We start from the raw sequence: 17,634 nt of genomic DNA, 5'->3' as shown, positions 1-17,634 counted from the left end.
GGGCGGCCGGTCCCGGAGTTCCAGCCCGACGCCGAGACCGCCGCGCTCATCCAGCCGACCTTCGACACCCTGGTCGCCGCCGTCGCCCGCTGCGTGGACGAGGGCGCCTTCGCCCCCCGCCGATCCCCGCGACGTCGCCGTCAGGCTCAACGCCCTCGCGCACGGGATGTGCGGCCTCGAACTGCGCGGCGCCCTCGGCGACGCCCCGCAGGCGAGCCGCCACTGGGACGCCGCCTTCGACACGATGGTCCGGGGGATGGCCGGGGATGATCCATCCTGAACGGTGGAGCGCTGTCGCCGTGAAACTGTCGTGCTGCCGGAACGCTGAAGACCGGCGTCCCGGAAAATTTCTCGAAGAGATCCGGGAGGCGGTGTCGGATCGGGGCGGTGGCGTTCGTAGCAGGGATGAGGCCGCCCGCAAGGGGCGGCGCCAAGGCAGAGGAACCGCGATCATGAAGCTGACGACCGTGACCCAGGTCACCATCGATGGAGTGATGCAGGGAAACGGCGGCGCGTCGGAGGAGGACCGCAGGAACGGGTTCGAGCGCGGCGGATGGGCCCGGGGGGCGGGTGACGACGAGACCAGGACGTTCATCAACCAGACCTACCAGCGCGCCGATGCGTTCCTGTTCGGGCGGCGGACCTACGAGCTGTTCACCGGCTGGGGCTCCATGACGGTCCAGGACGCCCCCGGCTGGGAGTCCGTCGTGGAATCGTTGAACACGCGGCCCAAGTACGTCGCCTCGACCACGCTCACCGATCCGGAGTGGGCGGGCACGACCGTCCTGTCCGGAGACGTCGCGGCCGCCGTCAGGGAGCTGAAGGCCAAGCCGGGGGGAGAGCTGCAGGTGCACGGCAGCGGCATCCTGACCCGGTGGCTGCTGGAGAACGATCTGGTCGACGAGATGGTTCTGATCGTGATCCCGGTGATCGTCGGCCAGGGCGCGAGACTGTTCCCGGAGACCGGTCCGGATCTCGCGCTCGACCTGGTCGAGTCGCGCGCCGACTCCAAGGGCGTGACGATCCAGGTCTACCGGGCGGCCGGGCGCCCGCGGTATGCGGGGGCCTGAAGTCCCTGCCACCGAACCACGCTGTCCCGACACCACAGGAGATGATCTGTAGATGCGATACCTGGTTTCCGTGATCGATGACAAGAGCAACCCCGGCAGCACGGACAGGCAGCCTGCCATCAGCGCGTTAAACGAACGACTGATCGCCGAGGGCTACTGGGTCTTCGCGGGCGGACTCGCGGACACCGACGCGGCCACGGTCGTCGACAACCGGGGCGAGCAGGCGGTGTTCAGCGACGGGCCGTTCGTGGAGTCGAAGGAGTACCTCGCCGGCGTCTGGGTGTGGGATGCCCCCGATCTGGATGTGGCGCTCAAGCTCGCCGCCGAGGCGTCGAAGGTCTGCGATCGGAAGATCGAGGTGCGGCCGTTCCAGTGAGCGACGTCGAGAAGGCGATCACCCGGGCCCACCACGACGAGTGGGCGCGGGTGGTGGCTGCCCTGACCAGGCGCTTCGGCGACCTCGGCATCGCCGAGGAGGCGGCGGCCGAGGCGTTCGCGACCGCCGTCGAGCGGTGGCGGGCCGACGGCCTGCCACCCAACCCGGGCGCGTGGCTGACCACCACCGCCAACCGCAAGGCCATCGACCGGATCCGGCGCGAGAACAGGCGCGATGACAAGCACAAGGAGGCTCAGATGCTGCACGACGACACCCCGCCCGAGCCGCTGGGCGCCATCGACGACGACCGGCTCCGGCTGATCTTCACCTGCTGTCACCCGGCGCTGGCGGTGGAAGCGCGCGTGGCGTTGACGCTGCGCATGGTCGGCGGTCTGACCGTCCCCGAGATCGCCCGTGCCTTCCTGGTGCAGGGGACCACCATGGAGCAGCGCATCACCCGCGCGAAGGCCAAGATCAAGGCGGCTCGCATCCCCTACCGGATGCCGTCCGCCGACGATCTGCCGGCACGCGTCTCCGGCGTCCTGGCCGTCCTGTTCCTCATCTTCAACGAGGGCTACCTGGCCAGCGGCCCCGACACCGACCCCGTACGACACGACCTGACCACCGAGGCGATCCGGCTCACCCGCCTGATCCGCGTGCTCCTGCCGCAGGACGGAGAGGTGGCCGGCCTGCTGGCGCTGATGCTGCTCACCGAGGCCCGCCGCACCGCCCGGGTCTCGGCCGGCGGCGAACTGGTCTCCCTCGACGAGCAGGACCGCGGGGCCTGGGACGCGGAGCTGATCGCCGAAGGTCACCGGCTGGTGCGCGAGCGCCTGGCCGCTGCCGCTGCCGGGGTGGCTCCGGGCCGCTATCAGATCCTCGCCGCGATCAACGCGGTGCACACCTCCGCCCGCGACATCCGCGACACCGACTGGTCGCAGGTCCTCGCCCTCTACGACCAGCTCGTCCGCCTCGACCCCTCGCCGATCATCGCCCTCAACCGGGCCGTCGCCGTGGCCGAGCTCGACGGGCCGGAGGTGGCACTGGCCATCGTCGACCGCCTTGCCGAGGCGTTGGCCGGCTATCACGCCTACCACGCCACCCGCGCCGACCTGCTGCGCCGGCTCGGCCGCAGTCAGCAGTCACGCGCGGCCTACGACCGGGCCATCGAGCTGGCCGGCAACACCGGCGAGACCGCCTACCTCACCCGCCGCCGCGCCCAGCTGCGGTAGCGCCCGCGTTCGATCGGAGCGTTTCGCGTGCCCACCCGTTTGCACTCACCCGTGAAACGGTGTTCGACCTCGACGTGGTCGGCCGCGTGCGGTGTCTCACGGGTGCTCGCTGATGAAACAGCGCACGACTACATGGGCGAGCACCAAGGGCAGGCCCTGTGACGATGGGCTTAGATGTGGGGCTGCGACAGTGAGCAGGCGTGCGACATCACTGTCAGCCGAACCGCAGGACGAACCGCCCGCGAACGCCGCGCCGTTCGAGTGAGTGATGCGCGTCGGCGGCTCGGGAGGCGGGCAGTTCGCCGGCCACGCGGACGGTGAGCCGTCCATCGCCGGCGAGTTCGGCGAGCCGGTCGAGCTCGGCCGCTGCCTCGACGTGGTCGCGGACGAAGATCGGGGCGACGCGGACCCGGCCGGTCCCGTCGCCCTGGTAGCCGCGGACGGTGACGACGGTGCCGCCGTCCTTGACGGCCGGGAGCGCGGCGGCCTCCAGCGCGGCGGCGTCGAGGAGCCCGTCGACGCCGCCGGGGTGGTGGCGGCGGACCTGTGCGGCGAAATCGTCCCCCCGCGGCACGACCTCGTCGGCTCCGCAGTCGCGGACGAAGGTCTCGTCCTGCCGGGCGGCGTCGGCGACGACGACCAGCCCGGCCAGCTTGGCGAGCTGGACGAAGTATCCGCCGACGGTGCCGGCGGCGCCGGTGACGGCGACCGTCGCGCCGGCCGGCAGCGCCAGCGTGTCGAGCGCGAGCCGCGCGGTGAGCCCGTTCATCGGGATGGTGGCGGCCTGGACGTCCGAGAGCCCGGCCGGGATCTTCGCGACCGAGCGTGCCGGCACGACGAGATCTGCCCGGTAGCCGCCGTGCTCGCCTGAGGGCACCACGATGGCCATGACGGCGTCCCCGACCGCGAACGGGCGCTCGACGGCGGGGCCGATCTCGGTGATCACGCCGGCTACCTCCATGCCCGGCACCCGCACCGCGTCCGCCTCGTCCTGTCGCGGACGTGAACGGATCATCGCGTCGGTCGGGTTCACGGTGGCGCGGGTGACCCGGATCCTGACCTGACCGGGACCGATCGGTTCGGCCGCCAGGTCGAGCACGCCGAGAGCGTCCGGTCCGCCTGGTCGTGTCACTCCGATTGCCTGAACCATGGTCGTTCGTCGCTCCTTGCTCGTTGCTGGGTGGTGGTGATGGGCAGGACTGACCGCGCCGCCGACATCAGCCGCGACGTGTGCTCAGCCCGATCCGGCTAGGGCGACGTGGGGGTCTGAAGACCCTCGAGCAGCAGGCTGCACACCTCGTCGAGCTCCGTGCCGATGCCGGGGTTCTGCCATTCGGCGGCATGGGCGAGGTGGTGGAACTTGGCGGTGGCGTGGAAGACCACGCGGGCGGTGGCCTGCGCGTCGTCGGCACGAAAGCTGCCGTCGGCGGCGCCGTCGGCGATGATGGCCGCCAGCTGGCCCAGGAGGTCGGCGACGTGGTCAGTGGCGACGGTGCTGTGCGCGGCCGCGAGGATTCCATAGGCGGCGAACAGCTCCGGGTCCTCGCGAATCTTGGCCTGCTTCACGGCCAGGACGGCGTGCAGCCAGGCACGCAGTCGCTGCGCCGGCGGGACCGCGCGGTCGGCGGCGATGACGGCGAGGGCATCGCGGTTGCGGTCGAGCCAGCGCCGGGTCACGGCCTCGCGCAGCGCCTGCTTGGAGGGGAAGTGCTTGTAGACGGCGGCGTGGCTGACCCCGAGTGCCCGGGCGACGTCGACGACGGTCGCCTTGTCCGGTCCGTGGCGGCGCAGGATCTCCTCGGTGGCCGCCAGGATGGCGTTCGCGTCCAGCGGGGTTCGGGCGGGCATCAGCGCCTGCCACCCGTTCGCTCGCTGTCCAGTAGCGAGAGCAGGGCGGGGGCGTCGACGCCGCGGCTGAACAGCGAGTACTCGATCTGGACGTCGGTGATCGGGTGCACGGCGTGGGCGCGGCGGATCGTCTCGGCGCCGACCTCGGACAGCCCGATGCCGCGCACGTAGCCCTTCTGCACCATCTCGGCGACGGCGCCGACGGTCTCCTCGATCGGGACAGCGGGGTCCAGCCGGGCCGGGCGATAGATGTCCACGTAGTCGGTGCCAAGCCGCTGCAGCGAGTAGCCCAGGAAGTTCGGTATCGCGTCGGGTCGGCCGTTGATGCCGCGCACGCTGCCGTCCACACCGAACAGCGCGCCGAACTTCACGCTCACCACGGCGCGGTCGCGATCGGCGGGTCGCAGCGCCTGCCCGATGAGCGTCTCGTTGTGCCCCATCCCGTAGTGGTCGGCCGTGTCGATGAACGTGATCCCGGCGTCGAGCGCACTGCGAAGCGTCGCGGTGCTCTGCTCGACGGCGCTGGGTCCGTACGCGCCGGACATGCCTGCACAACCGAGCCCGACCGCCCCCACACAGACGTCGGCGCCGAGTGTTCTCTGCTCCATGCGGGGAACGCTATGCGGGTTGGTAACAGATGTCAAAGCCTGTAACTTGATACCAAGATCTGAACTCGGGGCTTGTTCGGCCGACCGGCCTGGGACACCACCCCCATCGAGCTCGCCGCGGTCATGGGGTGTCGTGGTCCCTGCTACGGCCGTCGTCGGGGCACCACACATGGCGCGGGGTCACTTCGTCAGCACCCGGATCTGGTCGGCCGGAGGAGCGGCCACGGTCGTATCGTCCCAGTGGGAGAAGGTGATCTCCGTCGGGGTCTTCGCGGTCAGTCGTTGCCGTACTGGCCGCCCCTGGCCGTCGAGCCAGAGTTCGTACGTGGCCTGCGCGCCGAACTCCTTGAGCAACCGGCTGCGCAGCCGCGTCCGTGCCGCCTTGTCGCCGGCCCGGACCCTGCCGTACTCGTTCTCGGTATCCCGCATGAGCGGCAGCGGGTCGTATGCCTCCAGGAACGCACCGAGATCCAATGCGTCGAGTGCCTCCGGCACGTCGATGGTGACCGTGTAATGGTCGAGCCCACCATCGAATGCCGGGCCGCTCACTCGTCCTCTCGCTGCCAGCAGTGCGTGCACGCGGTGGCTGTTCACCAGTGTCATGGCCTGGCTCGTCATCACGCCGATGCCCCACACGTTGTACAGCTCGTACTCTTCGGTGATCTTGTCCCAGATCCTGCCCGGTGCCACTTCCTCCCCCGACGTCATGTACGCGGCGCCGCCCGTCCGAATGAGCCCCCCGCGCAGGCCCTCGCCCAGATCGGCGGAGACGTCCTGGTCCTGCCCCTTGATGACCACGGTGGCGCTCTGGGTCCCCTTCTTTGCCACCCGCTTCACGTCCGGGTGCGCCTGCAGATACGTCTCGACATATCCAGCGATCTCGGGAGCGGTCTTCGCTCCCGAGCCGCAACCCGTCACCAGCAGCGCCAACACGGCGATCATCACATATCTCGGCACGCCGGGCATGCTCGCACAGCTGCGTGCAGAGCCCTCTGGGCGCGACGTGCAGATCGTGTGCATGAAGATGTGCACCGTGCGGAGGACGGCTCCCCGCCGCACGCACACCGCCACGACCTCGGGCGTCTCGCAGCCCGCCGCCCACGCCACGGCGGCGACCGGTCGCGCTCCGGCGAGCGTTCCTGGCGGCATGAACAGCGGGAACAGCCGTGTCAGGGCGGCCGCGATCATCGGTCCACGCCCGGCACGGCCGCCGGTGTCGACGGCACCGGTCACGCCGGCCGTGCGACGCACCTCCCGATCAAGGGAAACAGTCGTTTCACACCCGCCGGCGATCGCCGGTCAGACGCCACAGCGAGGTGACTTCCGCGGCGCGGGCCGCGTGGAGGGAGTCGGCGGCGTCCGCCGCCCGTTGGTGCCGCGGCCTGGTGTCGATCTTGCCGACCACGCGGAGGCCCGCCGTCTCGATCAAGGTCAGCAGCTGGTGGCGGGTCCTGAGTCCGAGGTGTTCGGCCAGGTCGGACAGGATGAGCCAGCCTTCGCCGTCCGGTTCGAGGTGGGCGGCGAGCCCGTCTAGGAAGCCGCGGAGCATGGTGCTGCCGGGATCGTAGACGCCCTGTTCGAGGGCCGAGGTGGGGTGGGCGGGGATCCAGGGCGGGTTGCAGACGATGAGGTCGGCGCGGCCCTCGGGGAACAGGGCGGGACCCGTCACGTCGACGCGGCCGGCCAGACCCAGCCGCTGGACGTTGTCGCGGGCGCAGGCCAGCGCGCGCGCACTGATGTCGGTGGCCGTGATGCGGGCGAGCCCCCGGTGGGCCAGGACGGCGGCGAGCACCCCGGTCCCCGTGCCGAGATCGAACGCGGTGCGGCCGGCGCGGAGGAGCGGAGCCTGGGCGACCAGGTCGATGTACTCGCCTCTGACGGGGGAGAAGACGCCGTAGTGCGGATGGATGCGAGCGCCGAGGACGGGCACCTCGACGCCCTTGAGGCGCCATTGGTGCGCTCCGATCACCCCCAGCAGCTCCTGGAGGGAGACCGCCGTCGGCGCGTACGGCGGGCCGTACGCCTCGGTGCACGCCTGCCGCACCTCCGGGGCCCTGCGCAGGTCCAAGGCGTGGCCGTCGTCCAGCAGGACGAGAAGCCTGCCCAGGACCCGGGCACGGTGACCGCGGGCTCGGCGGTGAAGACGGAAGGACTCGCGGGCGTCGCTTCCCTGCGGGGAAGGGTTCCGGTCGAGACGGCGACTCATCGCCCGGAGAAGCTGACACGCGTTGGGGAAGTCGCCCCGCCACAGCAACGCCGTACCCTCGCCGGCGAGGCGGTGGGCGGTGTCGGCTCTCATGCGGTCGTCCGCGACGATGATCCGCTCGGGCGGCGGGGCCGCGCTCTCGGAATGCCAGCGGGCGGATCGGACGGTGTGGGATTCGGTCCAGTGGATCGTGGACACCACGTACTCCTCGTGGTCGAACGTGCGGGTGGGCACGAAGAGCACTTCGACGAGGAGCAGCGGGAAATCGCCCGTGCTGCCGCACGGACGTCGGTGATCGGAGCCGGAAGGGCTACCGCTCCCGCGTCGAAGCGCGAGAGGAGACGTCGCCGAGAACCATGCCTAGCGTCACGATCAGCCTTTCGGAGCAGGTGCACCCGAGCCTCGCACAGCGCCCGTCCACCGGCAAATCCCGTCGCCCTCGACGCTTCGAGCGCCGTTCCGGCACCGCGGCGATCCGCGTAGCATGATCCACACGGCAGAGCCCGGCACCGAGGACACCGAACGCCGCCCCGGATCACCGTGCTCGGCACCCAGGCGCTCATCGGGTAGGACGATGCGTCCGGCGACGGTTCAGCCCGTCCCGCGATGAGTTTCACCGCCCGCGCCGGTCCACCCTCACGAGCATTCGAGAAGGAGCGACCCATGACCGAGTCCGTCACCCGCACGCTTGAGGTGCCCGGAGCCGTTCTCCACTACGACGTACGCCAGGCCGAGGGCGGCACCGCGCCGGCCCTGCTGATGATCGGAACCCCGATGGACGCCACCGGGTTCAGCGGCCTGCTCGGGCACTTCCAGGACCGTACGGTGGTGACCTACGACCCGCGCGGCATCGGGCGCAGCCCGCGCACCGACGGCGCCACCGAGTCGACGCCCGAGCTGCACGCCGAGGACCTGCACCGGCTGATCGACGCGCTGGGCGCCGGGCCGGTGGACATCTTCGCCAGCAGCGGCGGCGCCGTCAACGGCCTGGCGCTGGTGGCCCGGCACCCGGAGCAGGTGCGCACGCTGGTGGCGCACGAGCCTCCGGCCGCGCAGGCCCTGCCGGACCGGGAGGAGGCGCTGGCCGCGGTGGCGGACATCCGCCGGACGTACGAACGGGACGGTTTCGGGCCGGCGATGGTGAAGTTCATCGCGCTGAGCAGCCTGCGCGGCGAGATCCCGGCCGACTTCGCCGAGCGGCCGGTCGCGAGTCCGGCCGAGTTCGGGCTGCCGGCGGAGGACGACGGTTCCCGTGGCGACCCGCTGTTCGCGCAGAACCTCGTGCCCTGCACGCACCACGTGCCCGACTTCGAGGCGCTGCGCGCGGCCCCGACCCGCGTCGTCATCGGGGTGGGGGCCGAGTCGGAGGGCGAGCTGGCGCACCGCGCGGGCCTCGCCGTCGCCGAGCGGCTGGGCACGAAGCCGGTGACGTTCCCGAGCCACCACGGCGGCTTCCTCGACGGCACGATGGGCATGAAGGGCGACCCGGACGGCTTCGCCGCCACCTTGCGCGAGGTCCTGACCGCGTAGGCGCCGGGCCCGCGCCGGCCGGGCAGAGGTTTGGCATCGCCTCGGCGAACGTGCCACGCCGGGGCGGTCAGCGGCCTGCGTCGCGCCGCTCGGCGATGACGTGGATCAGGGCCGCCACCCGGCGGTACGGGTCCGTGGCGCCGGCGCGCTCCTCGCAGGCGAGCAGCGCGCCGAGCTCCACCTCGCCGGGGAGCTCGGCGTCCGCCGGCACGGTGTCGGTGAACACCCGCACGCCGTACCAGGCGCGCACCTTCAACCCCCGGCCGGCGAGCGAGGCCGTCAGCGCGTCGAGGCGGTCCGCGCGTGCCGTCACACCGATCCGGTTCCGGTACGCCGGCTCGTCGAACGCGCGCCCGGCCGACGTCCAGTCGCCGAGCAGGCCCGGCCGCATCGCCAGGGCGTCACCGTTGCGCACCAGCAGCGACACGACCCCGCCCGGGACGGCCAGCCGCGCCAGGTCCTCCAGCAGCGGCTCGGGATCGTCGAAGTACATCAGGACGCCGTGGCACAGCACCGCGTCGAAGCTCTCGGGCTCGAACAGCGCGGCCATGTCCCGCGCGTCGCCCCGGACCGTCCGGACCCGTTCCCGCACCTGCGCCGGCTCGTCCGCCAGAGCGCGCTCCAGATCGCCCAGGAGCGCCGCCGAGGAGTCCAGCCCGGTCATGGCGTGCCCGTGCCGCGCCAGCCGCATGAGCTGCGTGCCCTGGCCGCACCCCACGTCCAGGACCCGCCGCGGCGCCGTGTCCGGCAGGTGCGCGGCGAGCTGCCGGGTCACCAGCTCCTGGCGGACCACCTGGCGCAGCGTCCCCAGCCCGGCCCGCCATCTCTGCTCGCCCCGTGCGAACCCGGACTCCGTCATATCCGCCTCCTGCCACGCGCACCGCGTCCGGTGGCCTGCCGCCACCGGGACGCCCAGTCTCTCAGCGGATCATGCTCCCGGACCGCGCCTCAGCGAGCCGGGCTCCCGGCACTAAGGTCACTGGTACGGGGTCGCCCCTAGTGACGCGCGGCCGGGGCGGGGGACTCGGCGTGGGCGGCCGCGTGCTTGGCCTGGCGCGACGGCAGGGCCACGGTGACGGCGGCGGCCACGAGCGCGGCCCCGCAGCCGATGAGCATGCCGGTGCGGAAACCCGCCTCCGACGGCAGCGTGTGGGTGCCGAACCGGGTGGTCATCTGGGCCAGGACGAGCCCGACCACCGCGGCGGACACAGTGGTGCCGATGGAGCGCATGAGGGTGTTGAAGCTGTTGGCGGCGGCGGTCTCGGAGCGGGGGACGGCTCCCATGATGAGGGCGGGCATCGCGCCGTAGGCGAAGCCGACGCCGATGGTGCAGATGCAGGAGACGATCAGCAGGCCCCAGGTGGACCCGATCAGGACCATCGAGGAGCCGTAGCCGGCGGCCATGATGAGGCTGCCGACGATCAGCGTGACCTTGGGGCTGCGGGCCGCCGACAGGCGCGCGCCGACGGGGGAGACGAGCATCATCATCAGCCCCGAGGGGGCCATCCACAGGCCGGCGGCCAGCATCGACTGACCCAGGCCGTAGCCGGTGGCCGCGGGCAGCTGCAGGATCTGCATGACGATCAGCGACTGGGCGTACATGGAGAAGCCGACCACGATCGAGGCCAGGTTGGTCAGCAGCACCTGAGGCCGGGCGGTGACGCGCAGGTCCACCAGCGGGTCACCGCTGCGCAGCTCCCACCAGCCCCACACGAGCAGGACGAGCACCGCGGCGCCCAGCATGCCGAGGGTGGTGCCGCTCGACCAGCCCCAGTCGGCGCCCTTGGAGACGCCCAGCAGCAGGCACACCAGCCCCGTGCCCAGGCCGAGCGCGCCGGCGACGTCCAGCCGTCCCGCGGCGCGGGCGGGCGTGGCCGGCACCAGCAGCCAGATCAGCGCCGCCACCAGGACGCCCAGCGCGGCCGTGCTCCAGAACAGCGCCCGCCAGCTCGCGTACTCGGCGACCGCGGCGGCGATCGGCAGGCCGAGCGCGCCGCCGATGCCCATGGAGGAGCTCATCAGCGCGATGGAAGGGCCCAGCCGGTCCGGCGGCAGCAGGTCGCGCAGGGCGCTGATGCCCAGCGGGATCATGCCCATGCCCATCCCCTGCAGGCCCCGCCCGATGATCATGGGGGTCAGGGACCCGGCCAGCGCGCACACCACGCAGCCCAGGATGAGCGGAATCGCACAGATGAGCATCATGCGGCGCTTGCCGTACAGGTCGCCGAGCCGTCCCATCACCGGGGTGGTGACGGCTCCGGCCAGCAGCGTGACCGTGATCACCCAGGACGCGTTCGACGCGGAGGTGCTCAGGATGGTCGGCAGCTGCCCGATCAGCGGCACCACCAGGGTCTGGGTGAGCGAGGCGACGATGCCGGCCACCGCCATCACGGTGACGATGCCGTTGGGCCGGCCGGTGGATGTGGGGTCGTCCACGCGGGTCCCCTTTTCTTTTCTCGACAGTGGAGGAGATGTGCACTCTACACATAATGTGTTACATGCAAACGATGTGGGGGTTACACATCTATCAGCGAGAAAAGCGGACGCGCGGCCATGGGGAGAAGGACCGGCATGGACAAGCCCACGGACCTGATCGAGTACGAGACGATGCTGCTCGGCCGGCACCGTCACCTCGATCGCAGCGCGTACATCCTGCTCAGCCGCATCCGGACGGCGGGCCTGATGTCGATCGGGCAGCTCAGCGAGGCGTTCGGCCTGGACGTCTCCACCCTGAACCGGCACACCTCGGCCCTGCTGCGCACCGGGCTGGCCGAGCGCGTCCCCGACCCGGACGGCGGCATCGCCCGCAAGTTCCGCCTCACGCGGGCGGGGGAGCGCTACCTGGAGGAGGAGCGCGCGAAGCACGTCAGCGGCCTGGAGCGGGTTCTGGCGGGCTGGACGGCCGCGGAGGTCGCCGCGTTCGCCGCCTGCCTCAGGCGGTTCAACGCCGACGTGGAGCGCCTCGGCGGGCGGGTGTGCGGGCGGCCGGCGCGCGGTGAAGGCTCAGGCGGGACGTGCTAGCATCTCGGCCATCGATGTCGGATACGGAAGAGGGAGGTGAGGTTTGATGATCGCGGTGAAGACCGCTGCCCCGTGCAGCGCCCGGACCATCCTCACGTCCCGGGCCCCGGTCTGACCCACTTCCGCCCTCCTGCCGCGAGCCGTCCGGCTCGTCGGACGGGTGACGCCTGAGTCCTGCCGGGGTCCCTTCCCGCAAGGTGTCTCACGTTGAATTCCTCCTTCATCGATCCCTCCGTCCCCGGCGGTGTGGACCTGTCCCGGTACGGCTGGACGCCGGCCCTCGACGACGCTTTCGCCGGCCACCGCCGGGCCGGTCTGCTGCCCGCGCGGATCCTGCGGGTGCATCGCGGCTCGTGTGACGCGATCACCGAGCACGGCCCGATCCGGGCCGCCCTGCCGGCACATCAGGCCACCGATCCCCTGGCCGCGCCGTGCACCGGCGACTGGGGGGCGCTGCGCCCCGGCCGGGAGCCCGAACTGACGGCTCTGCTCCCGCGGCGCGGCGCGATCGTGCGCTCGTCGGCGTCACGTACCTCCCACGGGCAGGTGCTGGCCGCCAACGTCGACACCGCCGTCGTCGCGGTCTCCCTGGCCGCCCCGCCGAACGCCGCCCGGCTGGAGCGCTTCCTCGCCCTCGCCTGGGCCGGCGGCGCACAGCCGGTGATCGCCCTGACCAAGGCCGATCTGGCGGCCGACGCCTCCGCGGCGCACGACGAGGTCAACGCGCTCGCGCCCGGCGTCGCCGTCGTGCCCACCAGCGCGGCCACCGGGCACAACGTCGACGTCCTGGCCGCGCTGCTGGGCGAGGGCACTGCGGTTCTGCTCGGTCCCTCGGGTGCGGGCAAGTCCACGCTCGGCAACGCCCTGCTGGGCGAAGAGCTGCTGACCACCGGCGCGGTACGGGCCCAGGACGGCAAGGGCCGCCACACCACCGTCCACCGCGAGCTGGTGCCCCTGCCCACCGGCGGTGTGCTCATCGACACCCCGGGCCTGCGCGCGATCAGCCTCCATGACGCCGCCGACGGCCTGGAGCAGGTCTTCGCCGAGATCGAACGGCTCGCCGAGCTGTGCCGCTTCGGCGACTGCGCCCACGACAGGGAGCCCGGCTGCGCGGTGCGGGCCGCCATCCAGGCAGGCGACCTGGCCGAACGCCGCCTGACCAGTTACCGCAAGCTCCAGCGCGAGACCGCCTGGCAGGCCTCGCGCACCGACGCCCGGCTGCGCGACGAGCGCGTCGACCGGCAGAAATCCATCACCAGTCATCTCCGGGCCACCTACCGGTTCCGGGACCGGCAGGCGTGAACGCGCACCACAGCCCGGACCCGGGCCACTCCTCGACCGGCCACCTCGTGACGACCACAGAAACGGACTCCCGCACCATCATGACCACCCCGTGGATCACCCGACCCGAGACCGACGCGGACCTTGACCAGATCCGTGAGGTCAACCTCGCCGCCTTCCCCACCTCCCACGAGGCCGACCTGGTGGAGGAGCTGCGCGCCGACCGGGAGGCATGGCTGCCCGGCCTGTCATGGATCGCGCAGCAGCCCGGCGGCGCCATCGCCGGGTTCGCGCTGCTCACGCGCTGCCATGTCGACGGCGTCCCCGCCCTCACCCTGGGCCCGTGCGCCGTACGTCCCGAGCATCAGCGTCGCGGCGCGGGCTCGGCGGCCATCCGCGCCGCCCTGGACGCCGCCCGGCAGGCTGACGAGAATCTGGTCCTCGTGCTCGGCCACGCCGAGTACTACCCGCGCTTCGGTTTCGTCCCGGCCTCCGGCCACGCCATCCGACCGCCCTTCGACGTCGAGGACAAGTACATGATGGCGCTCGTCTTCGACCCCGCCCGGCCGGTGCCGGCCGGCACCATCCGCTACCCGGCCGCGTTCGGCGTCTGATTCCCGCCGTACGGCGGGCGCCTGGCCTCGACACGACGGCCAGGCGCCTCGCCGGAGTACCCCGGGCGAACCCGATCACAAGGGAGAAGCACATGTCGAACCATCGTGCGGAGGGCGTGGCCGCCATCCAGGCCGTACTGGTTGACTCCTACAAGGCGTGGGAGGCAGGCGACGCCGACGGCATGGTCGCCAACTACACCGCGGACGCGCGCTGCGCGACAGCCGTGAGGTGATCCGTCAGAACATGGCCCTGGCCTTCGAGGGGCCGCTCAGGGGCAGCTCCACCTGCAACAAGCAGCTCGGCATCCGCTTCGTCGGTAGGGACGGCGCGATCGTCATCAGCCGATCCGCCATTCTGTTCCCCGGCGAGACCGAGGTCCCAGACGACGTACGTCAGGTGAACGCGACCTGGGTCTTCGAGAAGCGGGACGGCCAGTGGCTGATCGCCGCCTATCGCAACAGCCCGGTACTGGCGCCCGCGCAGTGAACCCTTCCCTGCACACGGTCACTGCTGAGAACAGCACTGTTGATCCAGAATCGGGGATGTATGTCATGGCCGGGCGTTGATGACCGCGCGAGATGATCTGATGGAGCATGGCGTGATGACGGGGAAGGAAGGCTTCGATCGTCGGATCGAACCGTTCCGGACGGAGCTGCTGGCGTACTGCTCGGGACACAGCCGGTCTTCACAGCCTGGTGGACCCGTGCGGCCATTGCCCGATCACGGTCATCGTGCCTCTTCGTCCCGGGGACGCCGCCGCCCCGTGTCCTGCCACGGGAAGGCGGCGCGGTCGGGTTCGACCCAGCCGGTCCTGGCCTGTGCGGAGGCCAGTGTCGCCGGCTGGTAGAAGCGGGTCAGCAGCCGCTTGTCGAGCAGGGCGGGGTGGTGGTCGATGAACGCGGTGAAGTCGTCTTCGCCGTGTTCGGCCGCGTGGTGGCCGACCAGTTCGACCCAGGCCCGGCTCATGGTCGCGTGGTACTTCTGGGGCACCCTCGCATAGCGGGTGGTGCGCTGGATGCCGTCGCTGACCAGCCCCACCGCCGCGGGCACGCCGACCCGTCGAACGGCCAGCCAGGTCAGATGGACATGTTCCCGGTGGCCGAACCGCTCGGCGGTCGCCATCACCTCGGCCATCAACGCATCGAAGTCAGGGCCGCCGACGACGTGTTCGTCGGCGGGGTGCATGGTCATGAGGGCACCTCCGTCAGGGCTTGCAGGGCGGTGCGCAGGTGGGCGATGGCGTCGTCCGGCAGGCCGCCGAGCGCGCGGTGCTCTAGGTCGGCGATGGCCTGCCGGATCGTGGTGGCGGCCAGTCGCCCGGACGAGGTGAGTTCGATGAGTACCGCCCGGCGGTCTCCGGGGCGGGTGCCGCGGGTGATGTGGCCGCGTCGTTCCAGGCGGTCCAGCACGCTGGTCAGCGTGGTGGGGCGGGTGCCCACGGCCGCGCCGAGTTCGGACACGGTCCGGCCCCGGCCGTCGGCCAGGTTCGCCAGCGCGTTGATCTCGGAGGCGGTCAGGTCCAGGTCGACGAGCTCGGCGGCGAGCACATGCAGGGTGGCGTGGGTGGCCCGCTGCAATGCGAGCAGAGCCGACCACTCAGATGATACGGATTCGGACTTCACGATGTCGGATCATACGATTTCGTAGCATCTGCCGCAAGCGAGACCTCCCACATCGTGAGTCCCGAGCTGGTGACCCGGGCGGATCCAGGCGATCCGCGCGGTGATCAACCCCGGCAAGCCGCGGCATCGGGTCCGGTGGCGGGCGCCTGGGCGCTCGTCCGCGAGCCGAGCCGGGCCCGCCGGCCCACGGGTTGACCGCGCCAGGGCTGTCCCGGCGGGTGACGCCGCCGCCGGTGGTCAGGCCGCCGACCAGCCGCCGTCGACCGGGACGAGGGCGCCGTTGATGAACGAGGCGGCGTCGGAGGCGAGGAAGAGGGCGGCGTCGGCCATCTGCTCCGGCTGGGCGATCCGCTCACCCAGCGCGAGCACGGGGGCGAGGCGGGCGGCGCCGGTGGGGTCGAACGAGGCCGCGGTGGCGATGCCGGTCATGGTCGGGCCCGGGAGGATGGCGTTGCAGCGGATGCCGTCCTTGGCGTGGGCCCAGGCGACGCTGCGGGTCAGGCCGGCGACGCCGTGCTTGGAGGCGGTGTAGGCGGCTCCGGCGGCGCCGCCGCGGACGGCCGCCTCGGAGGCGGTGTTGACGATCGCGCCGCGGCCCTGGCGCAGCATGTGGGGGAGGACGGCGTGGGTGACGAGGAAGGTGCCGGTCAGGTTGACGCGCAGGACCCGCTCCCACAGCGCGAGGGGGATCTCGGCGGGCAGGGCCATGGTGTCCATGATCCCGGCGTTGTTGCACAGCACGTCGATGTGGCCGTAGGCGCTGATCGCGGTCTCGACGAGCGCGGTGACCGACGCCTCGTCGCCGATGTCGGCGGTGGCGGGCAGGGCCGCGTCCCCGATGTCGGCGGCGGTGCGGGCGGCGCCGTCGGCGTCGATGTCGCAGACCACGACGCGGGCGCCGGCCTTGGCGAAGGTCACGGCCATGGCCCGGCCGATGCCGGACCCCGCTCCGGTGATGAGGGCGACACGGTCGTCGAGGGTGTGGGCGGTCATGGGCGGGTCCTTTCGATCGGGGCGGGCGACGGCGGCGCCGCGTCCGGCGGTGAGCCCCGGCGACCGGACTTCGTCGTCCGGTTGCACCGTAGCCCGTGCCGCCGACCCCTGTCGAGGGTCACGGGAAGCGAACCGGACGATTTAGTCCGGTTGGTACCGTGGCTTCCATGTCCCACGTACGCCGACCCAACAGAGGCCCGAGCGCCGCGGCGGAGAACCGGGCGGCGCTGATCGCGGCGGCCCGCGAGCTGTTCGCCACCGACGGGTTCGACGCGCCGCTCACCTCGATCGCGAGGGCGGCCGGCGTCGGCCAGGGCAGCCTCTACCGGCACTTCCCCGACCGCGTCAGCCTCGCGCTGGCCGTCTTCGAGGACGGCGTCAGGGAGCTGGAGGAGCTCGCCGCCCGGCCCGGGACCACGCTCGACGACATGCTGGCGCTCATGACCGAGCAGGCGATTTCCTCGGTCGCGTTCATCGACATGGTCGGGGCGGTCGGCGCCGCGGTCGACCCGCGCCTCCTCCGGCTGCGCGATCGGGTGGCGGAGCTGCTGGAGGGCCTGCTCGCGGAGGCGCGGGAGTCGGGCCGCGTACGCGACCACGTCACCACCGAGGACCTGGTCACGGTCATCGGCATGATCGCGGCACTGCTCGCCAGGATACCGGCGGACACCCGCCGCCGGACGGCCGAGCGCGCCTGGCTGCTGTTCCGCCAGGGCATGGACGCCTGACGCGCGGGACGCCTCACGCATCGGTCGCCTGCTCCGCCGGCCGGACGCCGGCCCGCGGGCCTGCCGCGGCGACGTCAGCGCGGGGGACCCGCCCGGGTGGCCACTCCGCTGATCATCGGCACGGTGACGGGCAGGTTCGGGCGGGGCGCGAACGTCCGGAGGTCGTGGACGGCCAGGCCGGCGTGCTCGATCGCGGCCAGGCTGCGCCGGTTGAGGTGGCATCCCGCGCCCAGGCGCCGCCACAGCGGCGTGAGCAGGTCCTGGATCCGGCCGCGCGCGCCCGTGCCGCGTACGTGCTCGAAGAACACGAACCTGCCGGCCGGCTTCAGCACGCGCCGGATTTCGGCCAGCGTCCGGCCGGGGTCGTCGACCGAGCACAGCACCAGGGTGGCGACCACGGCGTCGAAGCTGGCGTCGGCGAAGGGCAGCTGCTCGCCGCGCGCGGCGAGCAGCCGGACGGGGACCGCCGCCCCGGCCGGCCAGATCGGAAGAGGGTCGTGGAGG

General features: G+C 72.0%; 21 protein-coding genes. 10 read left to right on the top strand and 11 right to left on the bottom strand.

Annotated features, from left to right (window positions below; all coding sequences use genetic code 11):
* The first annotated feature begins 452 nt into the window (after positions 1–452).
* The 3 genes from ABZS51_RS39080 to ABZS51_RS39070 are packed head-to-tail and all read left to right on the top strand — an operon-like array spanning position 453 to position 2,678.
* On the top strand, positions 453–1,070 hold the full coding sequence (locus tag ABZS51_RS39080) for a dihydrofolate reductase family protein (RefSeq protein ID WP_355452354.1): 618 nt from the start codon (positions 453–455) through the stop codon (positions 1,068–1,070).
* 52 nt (positions 1,071–1,122) lie between these two features.
* Positions 1,123–1,446, top strand: coding sequence for a YciI family protein (locus ABZS51_RS39075; protein WP_355452351.1), 324 nt, complete (start codon positions 1,123–1,125; stop codon positions 1,444–1,446).
* On the top strand, positions 1,443–2,678 hold the full coding sequence (locus ABZS51_RS39070) for a DUF6596 domain-containing protein (RefSeq protein WP_355452348.1): 1,236 nt from the start codon (positions 1,443–1,445) through the stop codon (positions 2,676–2,678). Before ABZS51_RS39075 ends, ABZS51_RS39070 begins: the two co-directional genes overlap by 4 nt.
* A gap of 214 nt (positions 2,679–2,892) precedes the next feature.
* On the opposite strand, the gene ABZS51_RS39065 is transcribed toward ABZS51_RS39070, so the two are convergent.
* From ABZS51_RS39065 to ABZS51_RS39045, 5 genes are all read right to left on the bottom strand, one after another.
* Positions 2,893–3,777 carry an NADP-dependent oxidoreductase gene (locus ABZS51_RS39065; RefSeq protein WP_355452345.1) on the bottom strand — a complete coding sequence of 295 codons (885 nt, stop codon included), beginning with the start codon at positions 3,775–3,777 and terminating at the stop codon, positions 2,893–2,895.
* Between the two features lie 149 nt (positions 3,778–3,926).
* A complete protein-coding gene (locus ABZS51_RS39060) occupies positions 3,927–4,526 on the bottom strand; it encodes a TetR family transcriptional regulator (RefSeq protein WP_355452342.1) in 600 nt (199 codons plus the stop codon).
* Positions 4,526–5,134 (bottom strand): aldo/keto reductase, encoded by a 609-nt coding sequence (locus ABZS51_RS39055; protein WP_355452339.1) that lies wholly within the window; start codon positions 5,132–5,134, stop codon positions 4,526–4,528. Before ABZS51_RS39055 ends, ABZS51_RS39060 begins: the two co-directional genes overlap by 1 nt.
* 180 nt (positions 5,135–5,314) lie before the next feature.
* Positions 5,315–6,322 carry a hypothetical protein gene (locus ABZS51_RS39050; RefSeq protein WP_355452336.1) on the bottom strand — a complete coding sequence of 336 codons (1,008 nt, stop codon included), beginning with the start codon at positions 6,320–6,322 and terminating at the stop codon, positions 5,315–5,317.
* Between the two features lie 88 nt (positions 6,323–6,410).
* Positions 6,411–7,574: a class I SAM-dependent methyltransferase gene (locus tag ABZS51_RS39045; protein ID WP_355452333.1), complete on the bottom strand. Its 1,164-nt coding sequence runs from the start codon at positions 7,572–7,574 to the stop codon at positions 6,411–6,413.
* A 429-nt stretch (positions 7,575–8,003) separates the two neighbouring features.
* On the opposite strand from ABZS51_RS39045, the gene ABZS51_RS39040 reads away from it, so the two are divergent.
* Positions 8,004–8,870, top strand: a complete 867-nt coding sequence (locus ABZS51_RS39040; RefSeq protein ID WP_355452330.1) for an alpha/beta hydrolase — start codon at positions 8,004–8,006, stop codon at positions 8,868–8,870.
* A 67-nt stretch (positions 8,871–8,937) separates the two neighbouring features.
* Here the strand turns inward: ABZS51_RS39040 and ABZS51_RS39035 are convergent, their stop codons facing one another.
* Positions 8,938–9,729, bottom strand: a complete 792-nt coding sequence (locus ABZS51_RS39035) for a methyltransferase domain-containing protein (RefSeq protein WP_355452327.1) — start codon at positions 9,727–9,729, stop codon at positions 8,938–8,940.
* Between the two features lie 137 nt (positions 9,730–9,866).
* Positions 9,867–11,306 (bottom strand): MFS transporter, encoded by a 1,440-nt coding sequence (locus ABZS51_RS39030; protein WP_355452324.1) that lies wholly within the window; start codon positions 11,304–11,306, stop codon positions 9,867–9,869.
* A gap of 135 nt (positions 11,307–11,441) precedes the next feature.
* Here ABZS51_RS39030 and ABZS51_RS39025 point away from each other — a divergent pair, with 135 nt between their 5' ends.
* The 5 genes from ABZS51_RS39025 (at position 11,442) to ABZS51_RS39005 (ending at position 14,273) form a co-directional block, all read left to right on the top strand.
* The gene (locus ABZS51_RS39025) at positions 11,442–11,891 is read left to right on the top strand and encodes a MarR family transcriptional regulator (protein ID WP_355452321.1); all 450 of its coding nucleotides are present in this window, start codon (positions 11,442–11,444) and stop codon (positions 11,889–11,891) included.
* A gap of 207 nt (positions 11,892–12,098) precedes the next feature.
* Complete coding sequence (gene rsgA / locus ABZS51_RS39020) at positions 12,099–13,193, top strand: ribosome small subunit-dependent GTPase A (protein WP_355452318.1); 1,095 nt, start codon at positions 12,099–12,101, stop codon at positions 13,191–13,193.
* Between the two features lie 80 nt (positions 13,194–13,273).
* Positions 13,274–13,786 carry an N-acetyltransferase gene (locus tag ABZS51_RS39015; protein WP_310713933.1) on the top strand — a complete coding sequence of 171 codons (513 nt, stop codon included), beginning with the start codon at positions 13,274–13,276 and terminating at the stop codon, positions 13,784–13,786.
* A 92-nt stretch (positions 13,787–13,878) separates the two neighbouring features.
* Positions 13,879–14,019, top strand: coding sequence for a hypothetical protein (locus ABZS51_RS39010; RefSeq protein WP_355452315.1), 141 nt, complete (start codon positions 13,879–13,881; stop codon positions 14,017–14,019).
* Positions 14,016–14,273, top strand: coding sequence for an SgcJ/EcaC family oxidoreductase (locus ABZS51_RS39005; protein ID WP_355452312.1), 258 nt, complete (start codon positions 14,016–14,018; stop codon positions 14,271–14,273). Before ABZS51_RS39010 ends, ABZS51_RS39005 begins: the two co-directional genes overlap by 4 nt.
* Positions 14,274–14,513: 240 nt before the next feature.
* Here the strand turns inward: ABZS51_RS39005 and ABZS51_RS39000 are convergent, their stop codons facing one another.
* The 3 genes from ABZS51_RS39000 to ABZS51_RS38990 form a co-directional block, all read right to left on the bottom strand.
* Positions 14,514–14,978: a hypothetical protein gene (locus ABZS51_RS39000; protein ID WP_355452309.1), complete on the bottom strand. Its 465-nt coding sequence runs from the start codon at positions 14,976–14,978 to the stop codon at positions 14,514–14,516.
* Positions 14,975–15,409 (bottom strand): MarR family transcriptional regulator, encoded by a 435-nt coding sequence (locus ABZS51_RS38995; RefSeq protein WP_355452306.1) that lies wholly within the window; start codon positions 15,407–15,409, stop codon positions 14,975–14,977. The genes ABZS51_RS39000 and ABZS51_RS38995 overlap by 4 nt, the downstream gene beginning before the upstream one ends.
* Positions 15,410–15,646: 237 nt before the next feature.
* Complete coding sequence (locus tag ABZS51_RS38990) at positions 15,647–16,402, bottom strand: glucose 1-dehydrogenase (RefSeq protein ID WP_355452303.1); 756 nt, start codon at positions 16,400–16,402, stop codon at positions 15,647–15,649.
* A 167-nt stretch (positions 16,403–16,569) separates the two neighbouring features.
* Between ABZS51_RS38990 and ABZS51_RS38985 the strand changes: the two genes are divergently transcribed.
* Positions 16,570–17,130, top strand: a complete 561-nt coding sequence (locus ABZS51_RS38985; RefSeq protein WP_355452300.1) for a helix-turn-helix domain-containing protein — start codon at positions 16,570–16,572, stop codon at positions 17,128–17,130.
* A gap of 74 nt (positions 17,131–17,204) precedes the next feature.
* Here the strand turns inward: ABZS51_RS38985 and ABZS51_RS38980 are convergent.
* A partial coding sequence (locus tag ABZS51_RS38980; protein WP_355452297.1) for a class I SAM-dependent methyltransferase occupies positions 17,205–17,634 on the bottom strand: 430 nt, incomplete at its 5' end.

Origin of the sequence: Nonomuraea sp. NPDC005501, from assembly GCF_040605905.1 — a bacterium.
In the GTDB taxonomy this organism is placed as follows: domain Bacteria; phylum Actinomycetota; class Actinomycetes; order Streptosporangiales; family Streptosporangiaceae; genus Nonomuraea.
The sequence above is the reverse complement of the archived record's forward strand: the minus strand, read 5'-3'. Positions and strand labels throughout refer to the sequence as shown.

Bases quoted from the DNA above. Each gene is read 5' to 3' on its own strand.
- ABZS51_RS39040 (WP_355452330.1), top strand. From the start codon at position 8,004: ATGACCGAGTCCGTCACCCGCACGCTTGAGGTGCCCGGAGCCGTTCTC.
- ABZS51_RS39050 (WP_355452336.1), bottom strand. From the start codon at position 6,322: ATGATCGCGGCCGCCCTGACACGGCTGTTCCCGCTGTTCATGCCGCCA.
- ABZS51_RS38985 (WP_355452300.1), top strand. From the start codon at position 16,570: ATGTCCCACGTACGCCGACCCAACAGAGGCCCGAGCGCCGCGGCGGAG.
- ABZS51_RS39035 (WP_355452327.1), bottom strand. From the start codon at position 9,729: ATGACGGAGTCCGGGTTCGCACGGGGCGAGCAGAGATGGCGGGCCGGG.
- ABZS51_RS39080 (WP_355452354.1), top strand. From the start codon at position 453: ATGAAGCTGACGACCGTGACCCAGGTCACCATCGATGGAGTGATGCAG.
- ABZS51_RS39000 (WP_355452309.1), bottom strand. From the start codon at position 14,978: ATGACCATGCACCCCGCCGACGAACACGTCGTCGGCGGCCCTGACTTC.
- ABZS51_RS39055 (WP_355452339.1), bottom strand. From the start codon at position 5,134: ATGGAGCAGAGAACACTCGGCGCCGACGTCTGTGTGGGGGCGGTCGGG.
- ABZS51_RS38990 (WP_355452303.1), bottom strand. From the start codon at position 16,402: ATGACCGCCCACACCCTCGACGACCGTGTCGCCCTCATCACCGGAGCG.
- ABZS51_RS39060 (WP_355452342.1), bottom strand. From the start codon at position 4,526: ATGCCCGCCCGAACCCCGCTGGACGCGAACGCCATCCTGGCGGCCACC.
- ABZS51_RS39075 (WP_355452351.1), top strand. From the start codon at position 1,123: ATGCGATACCTGGTTTCCGTGATCGATGACAAGAGCAACCCCGGCAGC.
- ABZS51_RS39015 (WP_310713933.1), top strand. From the start codon at position 13,274: ATGACCACCCCGTGGATCACCCGACCCGAGACCGACGCGGACCTTGAC.
- ABZS51_RS39025 (WP_355452321.1), top strand. From the start codon at position 11,442: ATGGACAAGCCCACGGACCTGATCGAGTACGAGACGATGCTGCTCGGC.
- ABZS51_RS39010 (WP_355452315.1), top strand. From the start codon at position 13,879: ATGTCGAACCATCGTGCGGAGGGCGTGGCCGCCATCCAGGCCGTACTG.